Origin of the sequence: Nocardioides rotundus (genome assembly GCF_019931675.1) — a bacterium.
GTDB classification, from domain to species: domain Bacteria; phylum Actinomycetota; class Actinomycetes; order Propionibacteriales; family Nocardioidaceae; genus Nocardioides; species Nocardioides rotundus.
On record NZ_CP082922.1, the window covers coordinates 598,563 to 613,401 of the forward strand.

The 14,839-nt window shown below is 73.0% G+C and carries 14 protein-coding genes; 4 read left to right on the plus strand and 10 right to left on the minus strand.

The genetic code is table 11. From position 1 onward, the window contains the following. The 3 genes from K8W59_RS02870 to K8W59_RS02880 are packed head-to-tail and all read right to left on the minus strand — an operon-like array spanning position 1 to position 4,156. Positions 1-1,614: an MXAN_6640 family putative metalloprotease gene (locus K8W59_RS02870; protein ID WP_223397251.1), complete on the minus strand. Its 1,614-nt coding sequence runs from the start codon at positions 1,612-1,614 to the stop codon at positions 1-3. A gap of 21 nt (positions 1,615-1,635) precedes the next feature. Next, the gene (locus K8W59_RS02875; RefSeq protein WP_223397252.1) at positions 1,636-2,916 is read right to left on the minus strand and encodes an MATE family efflux transporter; all 1,281 of its coding nucleotides are present in this window, start codon (positions 2,914-2,916) and stop codon (positions 1,636-1,638) included. Beyond that, positions 2,909-4,156, minus strand: a complete 1,248-nt coding sequence (locus tag K8W59_RS02880) for a hypothetical protein (protein ID WP_223400079.1) — start codon at positions 4,154-4,156, stop codon at positions 2,909-2,911. The genes K8W59_RS02875 and K8W59_RS02880 overlap by 8 nt, the downstream gene beginning before the upstream one ends. Before the next feature lie 70 nt (positions 4,157-4,226). Here K8W59_RS02880 and K8W59_RS02885 point away from each other — a divergent pair, with 70 nt between their 5' ends. Continuing rightward, a complete protein-coding gene (locus K8W59_RS02885) occupies positions 4,227-5,318 on the plus strand; it encodes a glycoside hydrolase family 26 protein (RefSeq protein ID WP_263283277.1) in 1,092 nt (363 codons plus the stop codon). A gap of 26 nt (positions 5,319-5,344) precedes the next feature. Here K8W59_RS02885 and K8W59_RS02890 read toward each other — a convergent pair whose 3' ends face one another. Both K8W59_RS02890 and K8W59_RS02895 read right to left on the minus strand, forming a co-directional pair. Next, the gene (locus K8W59_RS02890) at positions 5,345-6,256 is read right to left on the minus strand and encodes a sulfotransferase (protein WP_223397253.1); all 912 of its coding nucleotides are present in this window, start codon (positions 6,254-6,256) and stop codon (positions 5,345-5,347) included. Continuing rightward, positions 6,253-7,110, minus strand: a complete 858-nt coding sequence (locus tag K8W59_RS02895; RefSeq protein ID WP_223397254.1) for a hypothetical protein — start codon at positions 7,108-7,110, stop codon at positions 6,253-6,255. The genes K8W59_RS02890 and K8W59_RS02895 overlap by 4 nt, the downstream gene beginning before the upstream one ends. 274 nt (positions 7,111-7,384) lie before the next feature. Here K8W59_RS02895 and K8W59_RS02900 point away from each other — a divergent pair, with 274 nt between their 5' ends. From K8W59_RS02900 to K8W59_RS02910, 3 genes are read left to right on the plus strand one after another with little or no spacing between them, the layout of a single operon-like run. Next, positions 7,385-8,296 (plus strand): glycosyltransferase, encoded by a 912-nt coding sequence (locus tag K8W59_RS02900; protein ID WP_223397255.1) that lies wholly within the window; start codon positions 7,385-7,387, stop codon positions 8,294-8,296. Further along, positions 8,293-9,228 (plus strand): glycosyltransferase family 2 protein, encoded by a 936-nt coding sequence (locus K8W59_RS02905; RefSeq protein ID WP_223397256.1) that lies wholly within the window; start codon positions 8,293-8,295, stop codon positions 9,226-9,228. Before K8W59_RS02900 ends, K8W59_RS02905 begins: the two co-directional genes overlap by 4 nt. Next, complete coding sequence (locus tag K8W59_RS02910) at positions 9,221-10,210, plus strand: glycosyltransferase (RefSeq protein WP_223397257.1); 990 nt, start codon at positions 9,221-9,223, stop codon at positions 10,208-10,210. The genes K8W59_RS02905 and K8W59_RS02910 overlap by 8 nt, the downstream gene beginning before the upstream one ends. Here K8W59_RS02910 and K8W59_RS02915 read toward each other — a convergent pair. Genes K8W59_RS02915 through K8W59_RS02935 form a run of 5 tightly spaced genes read right to left on the minus strand, consistent with a single transcriptional unit; the run spans position 10,176 to position 14,823 of the window. Continuing rightward, positions 10,176-11,123 (minus strand): glycosyltransferase, encoded by a 948-nt coding sequence (locus K8W59_RS02915; RefSeq protein WP_223397258.1) that lies wholly within the window; start codon positions 11,121-11,123, stop codon positions 10,176-10,178. The two genes, K8W59_RS02910 and K8W59_RS02915, sit on opposite strands and share 35 nt — an antisense overlap. Beyond that, positions 11,113-12,417: an NAD(P)H-dependent oxidoreductase gene (locus K8W59_RS02920; protein ID WP_223397259.1), complete on the minus strand. Its 1,305-nt coding sequence runs from the start codon at positions 12,415-12,417 to the stop codon at positions 11,113-11,115. Before K8W59_RS02920 ends, K8W59_RS02915 begins: the two co-directional genes overlap by 11 nt. Then, positions 12,414-12,986, minus strand: coding sequence for a dTDP-4-dehydrorhamnose 3,5-epimerase (gene rfbC, locus K8W59_RS02925; RefSeq protein WP_223397260.1), 573 nt, complete (start codon positions 12,984-12,986; stop codon positions 12,414-12,416). The genes K8W59_RS02920 and rfbC overlap by 4 nt, the downstream gene beginning before the upstream one ends. Next, positions 12,983-14,008, minus strand: coding sequence for an NAD-dependent epimerase/dehydratase family protein (locus tag K8W59_RS02930; protein ID WP_223397261.1), 1,026 nt, complete (start codon positions 14,006-14,008; stop codon positions 12,983-12,985). The genes rfbC and K8W59_RS02930 overlap by 4 nt, the downstream gene beginning before the upstream one ends. Further along, on the minus strand, positions 14,008-14,823 hold the full coding sequence (locus K8W59_RS02935) for a sugar phosphate nucleotidyltransferase (protein WP_223397262.1): 816 nt from the start codon (positions 14,821-14,823) through the stop codon (positions 14,008-14,010). Before K8W59_RS02935 ends, K8W59_RS02930 begins: the two co-directional genes overlap by 1 nt. Between the last annotated feature and the right edge of the window lie 16 nt (positions 14,824-14,839).

Consider the following 14,839-nt stretch of genomic DNA (forward strand, 5'->3'; position numbering starts at 1 on the left):
TCAGCGCCGGAATGCGGTGGCGCGGTAGCGCTGCTTGGCGGCGTCGACCTGCGGGTCGCCGAAGCAGGAGTAGTGCGGGTCGTAGGTCTGCGAGACCCAGCACCGGGTGCGGGCGCTGCCGTTGACGTAGACCAGCTCGACGTACTTCACCGAGCCCGAGGAGAAGTTGAACACCCGCGTCGCGGTGCCGTCGGCGGCCATCGGGATCGCCGTGGTCGAGATCGAGCCGTTCTTCTTGTACGACGTCACCCGCACCGAGGAGCCGTAGGTCGGCGCCACCAGGTCCAGGTTGATCCGCAGCGCCCAGTCGCTCTGCGTGGTCCCGCTGCCGGGGGTGAACCGGATCGCGCTGGAGGTGAGGTGCTTCTGGGTGGTGTAGCGCCACCCGCTGCTGCGCGTGCCGCTGGTGAGCCGGAACGCCTTGGCGGGCGCCCGGACCGGGTAGGCCGCGCCCTCCTCGTAGACCTTCGCGGGTCGCCGGTTGGCGTCGGCGAAGGCGGCGTAGAAGCCGCGCAGGGTCTGGCCGCGCTCGGAGAGGGCGTCGATGACGCCCTGCAGCGAGTACATGTCCGGGTCGCCGGTCTCCGCGCTCACCTTCTCCCAGATCTCCCGCACCACGACCGGCAGGCCGCCGACCTCGGCGGGGAACCGCTCGGTGAGGTAGCGGAAGAAGATCCAGTTGCCGTAGTGCGTGCCCTCGCTGCTGGAGAACTTGTCCAGCGGGATCCCGGGCCGCATCAGCTGGCCGTAGGGGAGGTACTGCCGGTTGTCGTTGACCGCGTCGTAGACCTCGTCCTCGGCCCAGGTGGCGGTCGCCTCCATCAGCCAGCCGTCCTCCTGGGAGTCGTAGGCGAACTGCACGGCGTGGAAGTACTCGTGCGCCATCGTCACCTGCAGGTTCTCCAAGGGCGTGCGGCCGTTGGGGAACTGCTGGGTGGAGAAGTCGTCGTCGACCGAGCAGTAGGCCCACACGGTGTAGTCGGTGGGCGTGCTCTCCGGCTGGTCGCTGGTGCAGTAGCCGTAGAGGTTCTGCGAGCCCAGGTCGCTGAGGTAGATGTCGACCTTGTTCACGCCGCCGCCGCGGGAGCCGTCGCCGATCGGCCGGCGGTAGCCTGCCGCCACGTAGGTCGTGTGCACCTTCTCGGCGATGTTCAGGGTGCGGGTCACCGCGTCCGGGACGCCGTCGTTGTTGCTGTCGGTCATCGGCGGGGCGTCGGCGGTGGTGCGGACGTAGTGCACGCACACGTTGGGGCCGCACACCGGCGGAGCCTCGGGCACCGTGTAGCGCTCGCCCACGCCGCCACCGGACGGGTCGGTCGGGCGGGCCAGGATCGCCCGGGCGGTCTGCCGGTCGGCCGGCGAGAGCTGCGGGATCGCTGCGCGCAGGTCGCGCAGCTTCAGCGTCACACTGCGCGCGTCGGACTGCTCGCCGGGGGTCATCCGCGAGCGCACCTCGTCGGGCACCCCCTTCCGCAGCAGGGTCTGCACCTGCTCGAGCACTCGCTCCGCCTGGGCACGGCCGGGCGGGGTGTCGGGCCGGTCGGCCTGCACGGGTGTCTGGATGAGGAGCAGGGGTACGACGGCCACCAGGGCAGCCACGAGTCGAAGGCGCACGGCCGGTCCTTCCGAGTGAGATCAGTCCACGTTCAGGGTAGACGTGCCGCGCTCCACCTTGAGAAGAACCCACCAGTTGAGCACCGCGCCCACCAGTTGGGCCACCGCCAGGCCGGCCACGGCGGCGCGCACGCCCGACAGGGAGGCACCCGCCAGGGAGAGCCCCACCAGCAGCGGCGCCTGCACGCTGGTCAGTCGCAGGAGCGTCGCGGCGCGCTCGTGGGCCTTGAGCCCCAGCACCGCGCCGAGGGCCAGGCTGATCAGCGCCCACTGCAGCCCGGAGAGCGGCAGCACCGACCGGGCGCCCGGCCAGGTCGCGCCCAGCAGCTGAAAGCCCACCGAGTCCGGGACGGCGAGCAGCACCCCCACCCACAGCAGGGTGAGTACGGCGGCTCCGCCTCCCGCCGCCGCCGCCAGCGGCAGCACCGGCCGCTGTGCCTTCCGGCGCTGGGCCAGCAGCGGCAGGGTGAACGCGGTGACGGCGGGGATCAGCACGTAGACCGGCCCGAGCAGGACCTGGGCGCCCCGGATGGAGGCCACCCCGGCCAGCCCCAGGACCAGGCCGACGAGCAGCACGCTGACGGTGGCCGCTCCCTGGCTGATGCCGAACTCCAGGGCGAACCCGGAGCCGAGGTCGCGGTGCCGGTGCAGCCATCGACCGCCCCGGCGCGGGGCGGGACGCACTCGCTCCGCGACCGTGGCCACGACGGCCGCCAGGCCGCCGCTGGCTCCCCAGACCAGCACCAGCGCGACCATGCTCCCGGTCGCCTGCTGGACCAGGACCACGCCGAGCACCTGCAGCGCCGCCCAGAGCAGGTCGATGGCGAAGGCGGCCGCCGGCCGGGCGGAGGCGAAGAAGGCCTGCCGCCACGTCCCCTGCAGCAGCAGGCCGGGCAGCACGATCCCGAGGGCGACCAGCACGGAGCCGGTCAGGTCGCCCAGCAGCCACCCGAGGACCACCAGCACGAGCCCGCCGGCCATCCCGGTGATGAGGGTGGCCGCGGCGGCGTCGCCGCAGGCACGGCGCAGGGCGGCGGGGGTCGCGGCGCTGAACCGGACCATGAGGGCGTCGGTGACCAGGGCCCGGTTCAGCCCGGCGGCCAGGGTGAAGGCCAGGAAGGCGGCGGCGAACGAGCCGAACTGGACCTCGCCGACCTGCCGGGCGATGAGGAACGACACCGCCGCGTTGGTGGCGCTGGAGACCATCTGGTCGGCGGTCGTCCACAGCATCCTCGGTCCCAGCCGGCGCACCCGCGCCCGCCCGTTGACCAGTGCCGCCGGCGCCTGCTGTCGGCTACTCATCTCGCCGCCAGGCGACCGAGAGGCACCATGCGGTGATCACGACGTGCGGCGCGATGAGGTAGCCGCCGAGGAGCCACAGCTGGACCAGCAGCCCGCAGGCGAGCACCCGCGAGGGGGCACCGCGCAGCAGGGCGAGGAGCACGAACCAGAGGAACAGGGCGCCCGCGATCAGGCCGTACTCGAAGAGCGTCTTGGCGGGGATGGGGTAGACCACGGCGAGCCCCGCGCTGTCGCTCATCGACTCCAGGAGGGCGTCGGCCCCGCCGGGGCCGGCGCCGCGCAGCCACCGGATCGGCGCCTCGGCCATCCCGCCGGCCACCTCCTGGTAGGGCAGGACGAACCGCAGTGCCAGGCTCGAGGTGGGGTCGTAGAGCTCGGCGGTGCGCTGCCGGAAGACGTCGCCCGCCGGGCTGGCCAGCACCCCGACGATGCCCACGACGCCGAGGACGAGGTAGCGCGGGCTGAGGGCCAGGGACAGGGCCAGCGCCACGACCCCCGTGGCCAGCAGGATGAGCCCGGTGCCGCTGAACGCCGAGACCAGCCCGACGCCCAGCAGCAGCACCTGCCACACCGGCCGCCGGGTCACCAGCGCCGCCACCAGGGCCAGCCCGCAGAACTGCGAGAGCATCGAGGGCTCGAGGAACACGAACGCCTGCGCCTTGTGGATCGAGCTGCCGTACTCCAACGGGATCGAGGTGTTGTAGTCCCCGAGCAGGTAGGCCGACGGGACCCACTGCTGGATCAGGTCCTTGTACTCCCAGACCCCCGCGAGCTGCGCGGCCATCTGCAGGCCGGCCACCACCGCCACCAGCGACATCAGGGTGATGAACCGACCGACGAGCACGGCCGCACCCTGCAGGGCCCGCTCCCCGTCGCCCGCGACCCGCAGGACCCAGGGACCGAAGGTCGCGATGACCATGGCCAGCGAGGGGACGCTGGAGGTGCTGCTCCAGTTGGCCGCGGTGACGGCCGTCCCCATCGCGGCGACCGCCAGGCAGAACCACAGGAACCTCTGCGCGTCCACGGTCACCGCCCGCCGCAGCAGCAGCCCGCCGACCACCAGCAAGGACACCGGCATGGCCACCGGCAGGTCGAACCCGCCGACCGGGACGGAGAGCCGCTGGAGCAGCAGCATCGCCACCATCAGCAGCGTCAGGGCGCGGACCGGGTCGCCGAACAGCCCGTCGCGGCGGGACCGCTCCGGCGTCTCGGCCGGGGTCTCAGCGAGCAGGACGGACATGACGCCCCCCTCGCGACCACGCTGCTACCGTGGCGACGTCGCTGCCGTTCGGTGTCCTGGGGGGGTTCACATGAGGCGGTTCTCCGACCGCACGTCGTCCGCGTGTGTCGGCTGGACGACCACGCTCGCTGCCGTGGCGCTGCTGAGCGCCTGCACGTCGAAGGCCGACCCCGGTCGTTCGACCGGCACCGGGTCGGGGCCCTCTCCCACCGACGTGTCGGTGTCCCCGAACCCCGCCGCCGACCGGCGCGAGTGCGACTACGGCTCCGCGGACGTGCGCACCGGGGTGTTCCGGGAGACCCGGCGCGAGGAGGTGACGACCTACCAGGACTGGCTGGGCTGCCGGGTCGACTACGTGGTCGACTTCCCGGCCCGCCGTACCTGGGACCAGCTCGCGCAGATCGACTATCTCCTCCAGGAGTGGCGCGGCATGGACCGGCGGCTCGTGCTGAGCCTGGGCCTGCTGCCGGAGGACGAGCCGGCCGACTTCGCGACCGGCGCGACCGGCGCCTACGACGACCGGTTCACCGCGGTCGGCGAGGCGCTGGTGGCGGCCGGACGTGAGGACACGATCATCCGACTGGGCTGGGAGTTCAACCTGCTCGAGTCCCGTTGGTACACCCCCGATGCCGACGCCTTCATCGCCTACTGGCGCCGGGTGGTCGACACCCTGCGGGCGGTCCCCGGCCAGCGGTTCGAGTTCACCTGGAACCTGGGCCGCAGCGGCGTGGACGCGGTGCCCTACTACCCCGGGGACGAGTACGTCGACCAGATCGGCGTCGACGTGTACGACGCGACCGGCGCCGACGGCACCTACCCCTACCCCGACGACTGCGACGAGGAGTGCCGGCGCGAGCGGCAGGACACCGCCTGGGAGGAGGAGATCCTCGGCGGCGAGCGCGGCCTGGAGTTCTGGGCCGACTTCGCCCGCGACCGCGGGAAGCCGCTGGCCCTGCCCGAGTGGGGGCTGTGGGACCGCCCCGACGCCGCCTCCGGCGACGCCAACTCCTCCTTCATCCGTCGGATGTACGACTTCATGAGCGACCCGGAGAACAACGTCGCCTACCAGGCCTACTTCGAGTTCGACGGCAGCGACGGGACACACCGGCTGATGACGACCTTCCCCGAGCAGGGCGAGATCTACCGGGACCTGTTGCGCTGACGCTGCGGGCAGCCGGGAGCCGGCGCTCATGGCTGGTACCACCGCTGGGCCACGCTCTCGCAGATCGACCAGACCGTGCGCTGCTCCTCCGCGGTGAGTCGCTCGCGCCAGGCGTCCAGCGACCTGCGGGTGTCGCGCTGCAGGACGTGCTGGTCGCCGCTCGACGGGAAGACCTCCTCGCCGGCGGTCAGCGCGAGGATCCGGTCCCGGGTCCCGTCGTCGGCGTCGAGGCCGACGTGCCGCAACAGCTGCATCGCCCCGGCGACCGGGTCCTCCCGCAGCCGCTCGAGCGGGGAGATGAGCACCTGGCCGGGCGAGAGCCGCTCGGTCTGGTCGACGATCGCCGCCACCAGGACCGTCCAGGCCCAGGCCGACGCCTCCAGGAGGGGTACGTCGGCCCAGCGGCGCTCCGGCAGGCCGGTCGTTGTCAGGACCGGGCACAGCTCCGAACGCGTGCGCAGCTCGTCCAGCAGCGTTCCGGGGTGCCAGTCCATCCGGCGGATCGACAGCGCCCAGGCCGACGGGTGCCGCACCGTCACCAGCACCGGGCGACGGGTGAGCTCGGTGGCCGCCCAGCGCAGCGAGAGGCTCAGGAACGGGTCCTTGACCACCAGGGTCCGTCCGGTGGCGGCCGCCGCGGCGAACCGCAGGTTGTGCTGGGCGCCGCGCACCGTGGACTTCGCGGTGCCGAACCGGTCGTGGTGGGCGCGGCTCCAGCGGGCCGGCAGCCCGCGCCGCAGCCGGCGCAGATCCCGGGCGACGGTGCCGGTCGGGGCGTACCACTGGCGGGCCGACCGCAGGCCCCAGTCGGGGTTGAGCGGCTCGATGCCCAGCAGGTCGGCGCGCGGCGCGGCGGCCAGCACGGTGCCGACGAAGGTCGTCCCCGAGCGGTGGGGGCCGGTCACGACGACGAGGTCGGCGGTGCCCCGCCCGCTCACGACGGCGATCCGGGCGCGCGACCGGACGCGACCTCCACCTGCGGCCACCCGTTGTTGCCGACGAGGGGGCCTGCACGGTCCTCCCCGGTCGCGGCCCGGCTCGGGGTCGGCTCCCGCGGCTCGCGTCCGCCGGCCGGGGTGCGGGTGCGCGGGCGCCGGCTGCCCCGCGCCGCGGCCGCCGCCGCCCCCAGCGCCGCACCGACGAGCAGCCCGAGGGCGACGTTCATCGGGGTCTGGGTCGAGGACTCGTCCGGCGGCGTGGCGCTCTCCAGCACGGCCACCCCGTCGCCGTACGCCGCCGCGCGCCGCAGCACCTGCCGACGGGCCAACGCGTTGGGCGTGAACTGCAGGAGCCGCTGGGTCTGCGCGTCGACCTTGTCGTCGGCGAAGGCGCGGAAGGCGGACGCGACCGCGTTCGCCCGGGCGGCGGCCTGCTCGCCGGTCGCGCCCTCGGCGGAGACGGTGATCAGGTCCACGTCGCGCCCCGGGGCGATGGTCAGCACCTCCTCCAGGCCCTGGGCGTCGGTGCCCACGCCCGGACGCTCGGCGGCCGCCGCAAGCACCGGCTCGGAGCCGAGCAGCTCGGCCTGGTTCATCAGGTAGCGGTCGGGGTCGTTGATGTAGTCGCTGCCCCCGATGCCGTCGAACGGCGAGGACGAGGACAGGAACAGCCGTGCCTCCGCGACGTAGCGCTCGGGCTGGACCGCCGAGACGACCAGCCCGGCGAGACCGCCGAGCACGGTCAGCGTCACGACCAGACGCAGGTTGGCCAGGATCGACGGCATCACCCCCACCCGGCTCCAGTGCAGCGCTGTCGAGTTCCTCGGCACCTTCGTGCCGTCGGTGGTGCTCATGCCTACGTTCCCCCCCCGGGATGACGCGTTCGGTGAGCGGTGACTGCCGGACCCCCGCCCGGCAGTGAAACCCCCGCGAGCTCCCCACGGCTCGCCTGCTCGACAAGCAGTCTCAGTGACGGGCTGCGCCGAGACAAGGTGCGCGACCCGAGACCCTCCCAAGGTGTGGGCGAACACATTCGTTGGTCCAATGCCGCGGTCTCCCGGGCGTTGACACAATCAAGGTGCCGACGGGGGGTCGGCATGCGACTCGACGATGCTGGGGGGCAGTCCAATGTCGCTGACCGTGGGCGTTGTCGTGCCCTGCAAGAACGAGCGCGACACCCTGGGCACGTGCCTTCGCAGTGTGCGTGCCCAGGGGTCCCAGGTCGCCCGCGTGGTCGTGGTGGACAACGGCTCCACCGACGGCAGCGCCGAGATCGCCGAGGAGCTCGCCGACGAGGTGGTCCGGCTGCCGGACGCCCGGATCTCCCGGCTGCGCAACACCGGCGCGCTGCGCTGTCGCGACTTGGACCTGCTCGCGTTCGTCGACGCCGACTGCGAGCTGCTGCCCGGCTGGCTGGACGACGCCGAGAGCGCGCTGGGCGCTGCGGACCTGGTGAGCTCACGGTCCCTCGCCGGCGCGGACGCCACCTGGGTGGCCCGCCGGTGGGCGGCCATCGAGTCGCACCAGGCCCATGAGGCGTCGCTGGCCTGGAGCCAGCACCTGCTGGTGCGCACCGACCGGTTCCTGCGCCTGGGCGGCTTCGACGAGCAGATGACCACCGGCGAGGACGCCGAGCTCTCCCGTCGGCTGCGCCTCACCGGCGGCACGGTGGCGCTGCTGGACGGGATGCCGGCGGTCCACCACGGCTTCCCCCCGACGGTGCGCGACTTCTGGCGCCGCGAGCGCTGGCACACCTCCACGCCCGGCTGGTTCGCGCCGATGTCGACCAAGAGTCGAGCACTGGTCGTGCTCGCCGGTGCCTGGGGCGTCGCCTCCGCGGCGGTGCTCGCCGGCGCCGCCGTACGTCGCTCCCCGTGGCCGCTGGGCGTGTGGGCGGCGGGCTCGGCGGCGGCGCTCGGAGGCCTCGGGACCATCGCCGGCGGCAATGCCCGGCACGCCCTGCAGGACGGAAGCCTGATGTCCCTCTGGGCTCTCAACCGGGCGCTGCGAGCTCCCGCCGAACTAAAGGCACGCGCATGACCGATGACCGTGGCGGCGAGGCCCCCGACGACTTCGAGCTGGTGATTGTCAGCTACCGCAGCCGGCCGCAGGTCGAGCAACTGCTCGCGGGCCTGGACCCCGACCTGCCGGTGGCGGTCGTCGACAACGCCGGCGGCCAGGACGGGGTCCTGGACCTCGTCGAGCGACGCCCGGCCGGGCGCGGCTTGGACGGCGGCGGCAACGGCTTCGCCCATGCCGCCAACCTGGGGGCCCTCAGCTCGCCGTACCCCGTCGTGGTGTTCCTCAACCCCGACGCCCGGCCGACGATGGAGGTGCTGACGAGCATCGTCGACGACGTGCGCGACGACCCGGGGCTGGCCTCCTCGGCGGCGACGCCGACCGGCGGCGACGGGCGGCCCGAGCTCGGGGTCGGCGGCTGGGAGCCCTCGGTGCCGCGGGCCCTGGCGCACGCGGTCGCCCTCCACAAGCTCGCCCCGCGCGCCGGGCTCTTCGCCCGGCCCGAGCCGCACGAGCAGCTGGAGGTGGACTGGACCACCGGCGCCTGCATGGCGGTGCGGACCGAGACGTTCCGTGCGCTCGGCGGCTTCGACGAGTCCTACTACGTCTACAACGAGGACGTCTCCTTCGGCCGGACGGTGCGGGGCCACGGTCTGCGTCAGCGGCTGCGCACCGACCTGCTGGTGCCGCACGCGAGCGGAGGCTCGGGCGCCCCGTCGCTGGAGATGATGCGGCTGCGGGGCGCGTCGATGGCCCGTTACGTGCGCGCGGGTCGCGGGCCCGCGGCGAGCCGGGTGATCTCCTCGGCGCTGGCGGCGGGCTACCTGGTGCGCGTGGTCGAGCAGCGCGCGCTGCGCAACCCCGGGCGCGCGGCCGAGCACATGTCCTATGTCCGCGGGGTGATGACCGGGCGTGCCTGGGTCGCGGGTCGTGAGGTGACCGCGGGTGGCTGAGTCGGTCACCGTCCTGGTCCCCGCGCTCGACGAGTCGGCGTCGATCGACGCGTGCCTGCTCTCGGTGCGCGCCCAGACCCACCGGGACCTGCACATCGTGGTCGTGGACAACGGCTCCACCGACGACACCCGCGACCGGGTGCGCGCGCACGCGTCCGCCGACCCCCGGGTCGAGCTGGTCGAGCACCCGCAGCGCTCCATCCCAGGAGCCCTCAACGCCGGGCTGCAGGCCGCACGCGGCACGTGGCTGGTCCGGGTCGACGCGCACTCCACCGTCCCGCCCGACTACGTCGCGCGCGCGGTCGAGCGCCTCGGGACCGGTCGATGGGCAGGGGTCGGCGGGCGCAAGGACGCCGTGGCCCGCACCGGTGCCGGCAAGGCGATCGCCGCCGTCCTCGGCTCGCGTCTCGCCGTCGGCGGTTCGGTCTACCACCACGGCGACACCGTCCAGGAGGTCGACCACATCCCGTTCGGGGCCTACCCGACCTCGCTGGTCCGGCAGCTCGGCGGATGGCGGGAGGACATCGCCAACAACGAGGACTTCGAGTTCGACCAGCGGCTGCGCGCGCACGGGCCGCTGCTGTTCGACCCGGAGCTGAGGATCAGCTGGCACGGCAAGGAGACGGTCGGCGACCTGTTCGCCCAGTACCGCCGCTACGGCACCGGCAAGCCCGCGGTGGCGCTGGCGCACCCGGCGAGCGTGAGCCCCCGACACCTGTTGCCGCCGGCGCTCGTGGCGTGGCTGGCCGGGGCGGCGACGGCGGTGCCGCGCAGGCCCGGGCTGGCGGCCGCGATGGCCGCGCCGTACCTCCTCGTCGTCGGCGCCTGCTCCGCGAGCATCGTGCGCGACCTGCCCGACGACGCGGAGCCTACGACGGTCCCCGCGGCCCTGGTCGCGATGCAGGTCGGCTGGGGCGTGGGGTTCTGGGAGGGTGCCGCCCGGCTGGTCAGGGGAGGCTGGAGACGGCCTCGTCGGGCGTGACCAGCGCGGCCCGTCGGGCGGCCGTCCACCTGCGGGTCCAGTAGCCGACCCGCCAGCCCAGCTGCCAGACCCGCCCGATGCGCCGTACCGGACCCGGGGCGTCGGCGGCCCCTCCCGCGTCCGCGGGATAACGGCTGGCGAGCTCGGCGAATCCGCGACCGTAGGCCAGCCCCTGACGCCACCGGCCGGGGGTGGAGGCGCGCAGCCGCAGGTGGACCAGGACGTCGTCGGCGAACGCCAGCTCCACACCCTCCCGTTGCACCCGCCAGCACAGGTCGGTGTCCTCCAGCACCCGCAGCGTTTCGTCGAAGCCCCCGACCTCGACGAACAGGGCACGCTCGATGCCCAGGTTGCAGCTGCCCGCGTGCGGGGCGAGATAGCCGGGGGTGCGCTGGAGCCCCTCCTGCTGCTCCACCGTCCGGGTGCGCAGGACCGAGGGTCGGTTGAGCATCCGCCCGTCCAGCCGTCCCGCGACGAAGCGATGCCGCTCCAGGGCGTCGCACATGCGCGCCAGCCAGTCGTCGGAGACCACGTCGTCGGCGTCGCAGAAGGCGACCCAGCGTCCGTGCGCGGCGTGCACGCCGACGTTGCGCGCATGGCCCGCGCCGGGCAGGTGCGAGGCGTCGAGCACCCGGAGCGGGAGGCGGTCGCGGAAGCGGCGCACGACCTCCAGGGTGCCGTCGGACGAGCCGTTGTCGCAGACCAGCACCTCCCAGGTCCGGCCCGGCCGCTGCCGGGTCAGGGCAGCCAGCTGCTCGCCGATGCTGTCCGCGGCGTCGCGGCAGGCGATGACGACCGACACCTCGATGACCACGTCGGGCGGCCGTCCGCGCTCGCCGGTCATCGTCGCCGCCCCAGGTCCTTCAGCGACCAGCCCCGAGGCGCCGCGGCCGTGCGTCCGGTCAGAAGTCACCGTCGCGTCGTACCCCCCATCGGGCCTGCTCCTCGCGCAGCTCGTCGACCAGGCGACCCTCCGGGAGGTCGATGTCGGCGTAGCCGATCACCTCGTCGCGGCGGATCGGGCGACGCAGCACGGCCCCCTCGGCGACCCCGATCGGCAGCAGCGCGTCGTGGCGGGTGACGTCGGCCCGCTCGGCCTGGCCGTAGGTGTCGTAGCCGCCGAGGCCGTCCAGGCGCGTGCCTGCGGGCAGGTCGCGCTTGGCGGTCGTCACCACCTCGACCGTGGGCGGCCCCAGCGGCCGGATCGCCGCGTCGTGGAACAGGGCCGCGCGCGCCGCCGTCAGCGGCACCTCGAAGTGGCACAGGTGGTAGGGCGTGTAGAAGCTGTACAGCGGCCCCGTGCCCAGCTTGTAGAGCTCCAGGTAGTGCCGTTGCCGCGGGTCGTCGTGGGTGCCCAGGACGAACACCCCGGGCCCCGGCCGGCTCCCGACCACGTAGTCGACCACCCCGCCGAGCGAGCGGAGCTCGTCCACGTCGTAGGCGTCCACCAGCTCGTCCACGTGACCCGGGTGCTCCGCGCCGCCCATGCCGCGCCGGGCGACGGTCATGCCGGTGGCGTTGGCGACCGTGGCCTGCTCGATGGAGATCTTCGTGCCGTCGGCGAAGCTGGTCACCATGTGCGGGTCCTGGCCCCACCGCTGCGCGAAGCCCGCCTGGGTCGTCGGGTTGCGGTAGGGGTCCTGCAGGCCCTTCACGTTGCCGCACACGAGCGGGGTCAGCCCGATGCTCCGGACGAAGCGGACCAGGTTCATCTGGACGCCGGGCTGGTCGCCGTCGCAGCCGGTCAGCACCACCCCGCGCTCGCGCGCCCGGTGGCTGAGCAGCGGACCGACGGTGGCGTCCACCTCGGCGTTCATCAGCACCACGTGCCTGCCGTGCTCGATCGCGGTCACGACCACGTGGCAGCCGTACTCCACGGCGCCGGTCGCCTCGATCACCACGTCGACCGCATCGGCCTCGCAGACCGCGCGATAGTCGTCGGTGATCGCCGGGACCCCCTCCGCGACGGCCTTGTCCACCCCGTCGGCGTCGGTCACCGCCAGCGGGTCGGTGAGGCCGGCCTCGCGATAGGCCCGCTCGGCGTTGGCGAGGGTCCGATTGGCGATGGCCACGAGCTCCATGCCCGGCACGCTGTTGACGATCTGGTTGGTCACGCCGCGCCCCATGAACCCGGCGCCGACGAGCGCGACCCGGACCGGGTCCGCCTCGCGGGCCCGGTCGCGCAGCGCCTGATCGACGATGATCATCGCGCCACCGCCTCCGTCCCCCACAGGTCCTTCTCGTCACGGTCCGCGAGCAGCGGCCAGGAGGAGTCCTTGGCGCTGATGACGCTGACGTCGCGCGGCCAGTGCAGGCCGAGCGCCGGGTCGTCGTACCGCAGGCCCCGCTCGGCCTCCGGGTGGTAGGAGCCGCTCACCTGGTAGGTCACCTCGGTGTCGTCCTCCAGCGTCTGGTATCCGTGGGCGAAGTACGGCGGGACGTAGATCGCCCGGCGGTTCTCCGCGGACAGGGTCACCGACACGTGCTGGAGGTAGGTCGGCGAGCCGGGCCGCATGTCCACGACGATGTCCTCGATCGACCCGCGGGTGCAACGGACCAGCTTGGCCTCCGGGTGCGGCGCGACCTGGAAGTGCATGCCCCGCAGGGTCCCGCCGCGGTGGTTGAACGACAGGTTGCACTGCTCCACCGCCGGCTCCAGGCCGGCGGCGAGGAACTCCTCGCGGCAGAAGGTGCGCGCGAAGAACCCCCGGTCGTCCTCGCGGGTCTCGACGTCGAGGACGGCAACGCCCTCAATCGGGGTGACGTTGACGATCACGGCTTCCTCCAGAACAGGTCGGAGTCGAGCTGGCAGGTGTCGATCAGGTGCTGCAGCTGGCGCAGCCGCGTGTGACCGCGGCCCTCGAAGGTCTCGGTGTCCAGGTCGATCGAGGTGAACACGTCGCGCAGCTGGCGGGCGCCGGACCCGGCGTCCCACTGGCAGGCGAAGCCGGGCAGCTTGTTCGCGATCTTCTCGAAGGCGACGCGGTAGCTGCGGTTGTCCCCACCGCTGGGCCCGAAGCTGACCTCGCACCCGGGGAAGGTGTCCGCCACGATCTCGGCGACCTCCCGGACCCGGTAGTTCTGGTCGCTGTCCCCGACGTTGAAGACCTCGCCGTGGACGACGTCGCGCGGCGCCTCGAGCGCCAGCCGGATCGCCTGGCCGATGTCCAGCGCGTGCGCCAGCGGGCGCCACGGGCTCCCGTCGCTGGTCATCACGATCCGGCCGGTGGTGCACGCCAGCCCGGACAGGTTGTTCAGCACGATGTCGAAGCGCATCCGCGGCGAGGCGCCGAAGGCGGTGGCGTTGCGCAGGAAGGTCGGCGAGAACGAGTCGTCGGCCATCGCGGTCAGGTCGCGCTCCACCATCACCTTGCACTCGGCGTAGGCCGTCTGCGGGTTCACCGGCGAGGTCTCGTCGACCTCGCCGTCGGCGACGCCGTACACACTGCACGAGGACATGTAGACGAACCGCCCGACACCGGCCTGCTTGGCCAGCCGGGCCAGCCGGACCGACCCCTGGTGGTTGATGTCGTAGGTCACCGTGGGGGACAGCTGGCCCAGCGGGTCGTTGGACAGCTCGGCCATGTGCACGATCGCGTCCACGCCCTCGAGGTCGGCGACCTCCAGGTGGCGGATGTCCTTGGCCAGGGTCAGCGGCGTGGCGTCCACGCCGGGGTAGAGCCAGCCCTGCCGGTAGTAGCCCGTGTCGACGCCGACCACGTCGTGGCCGTGCCGGAGCAGGTCCGCCCCCAGGAGGCAGCCGAGGTAGCCCTCGGTGCCGGTCACCAGAACCTTCATCAGTTGTCCCATACCTTCCACTCGGCGCGACCGGAGTCCCACAGGCCGTTCAGCTCGGTCCAGTCCCGGAAGGTGTCCATGCCCATCCAGAACCCCTCGTGCGGGTGCATGTTCAGCTCGCCGTCCGCGGCCAGGTGCTGCAACGGCTGGTGCTCCAGGAGCAGGTTCGGGTCGTCGTCGAGGTACTTGTCGACGAAGATCCGGTCGAACATGAAGTAGCCGCCGCTCACCCAGCCGGCGGCCAGCGTGGGCTTCTCGTTGAACTCCTGCACCTGCCCGTCGGCCACCCGCATCTCGCCGTACCGGCTGGCCGGGTGGACGCCGGTGACGGTGCCGATCCGGTCGCCCTCCAGGTGCGTCCGCACCACCGCGGGCAGGTCGACCGCGCCGACCCCGTCGCCGTAGGTGAGCATGAAGTGGTCGCTGTCGAGGTAGTCGGCCACCCGGCGGATGCGCGCGCCGGTGCCGGTCATCAGACCGGTGTCGACGAAGGTGATCTCCCAGTCCTCCAGGTCGCCCGACCGGTGCCACTGCGGCTCGGAGTCGCCGCCCAGGGAGAGGGTGAAGTCGTCCTGGTGCTCGCGGTAGTCCAGGAAGTAGCGCCGGATCTGGTCGCTCTTGTAGCCCAGGCACAGGACGAACCGGCGGAAGCCGTAGTGGCCGTAGGTCTTCATCACGTGCCACAGGATCGGCTTGCCGCCGATGTCGACCAGCGGCTTCGGCAGCTTCTCACTGGCCTCGCGCAGGCGGGTCCCCATGCCTCCGCACAGGATCACCACCGGAACCTCGGCAGGGTCGAAGTCGGACGTGTACATGTGTGCTCCTCGTTGT

Excerpts from the sequence above, each read along its gene's own strand:
- K8W59_RS02900 (WP_223397255.1), top strand. The coding sequence starts at position 7,385 with ATGTCGCTGACCGTGGGCGTTGTCGTGCCCTGCAAGAACGAGCGCGAC.
- K8W59_RS02875 (WP_223397252.1), bottom strand. The coding sequence starts at position 2,916 with ATGAGTAGCCGACAGCAGGCGCCGGCGGCACTGGTCAACGGGCGGGCG.
- K8W59_RS02885 (WP_263283277.1), top strand. The coding sequence starts at position 4,227 with ATGAGGCGGTTCTCCGACCGCACGTCGTCCGCGTGTGTCGGCTGGACG.
- K8W59_RS02935 (WP_223397262.1), bottom strand. The coding sequence starts at position 14,823 with ATGTACACGTCCGACTTCGACCCTGCCGAGGTTCCGGTGGTGATCCTG.
- K8W59_RS02905 (WP_223397256.1), top strand. The coding sequence starts at position 8,293 with ATGACCGATGACCGTGGCGGCGAGGCCCCCGACGACTTCGAGCTGGTG.
- K8W59_RS02930 (WP_223397261.1), bottom strand. The coding sequence starts at position 14,008 with ATGAAGGTTCTGGTGACCGGCACCGAGGGCTACCTCGGCTGCCTCCTG.
- K8W59_RS02895 (WP_223397254.1), bottom strand. The coding sequence starts at position 7,110 with ATGAGCACCACCGACGGCACGAAGGTGCCGAGGAACTCGACAGCGCTG.
- K8W59_RS02920 (WP_223397259.1), bottom strand. The coding sequence starts at position 12,417 with ATGATCATCGTCGATCAGGCGCTGCGCGACCGGGCCCGCGAGGCGGAC.
- K8W59_RS02880 (WP_223400079.1), bottom strand. The coding sequence starts at position 4,156 with ATGTCCGTCCTGCTCGCTGAGACCCCGGCCGAGACGCCGGAGCGGTCC.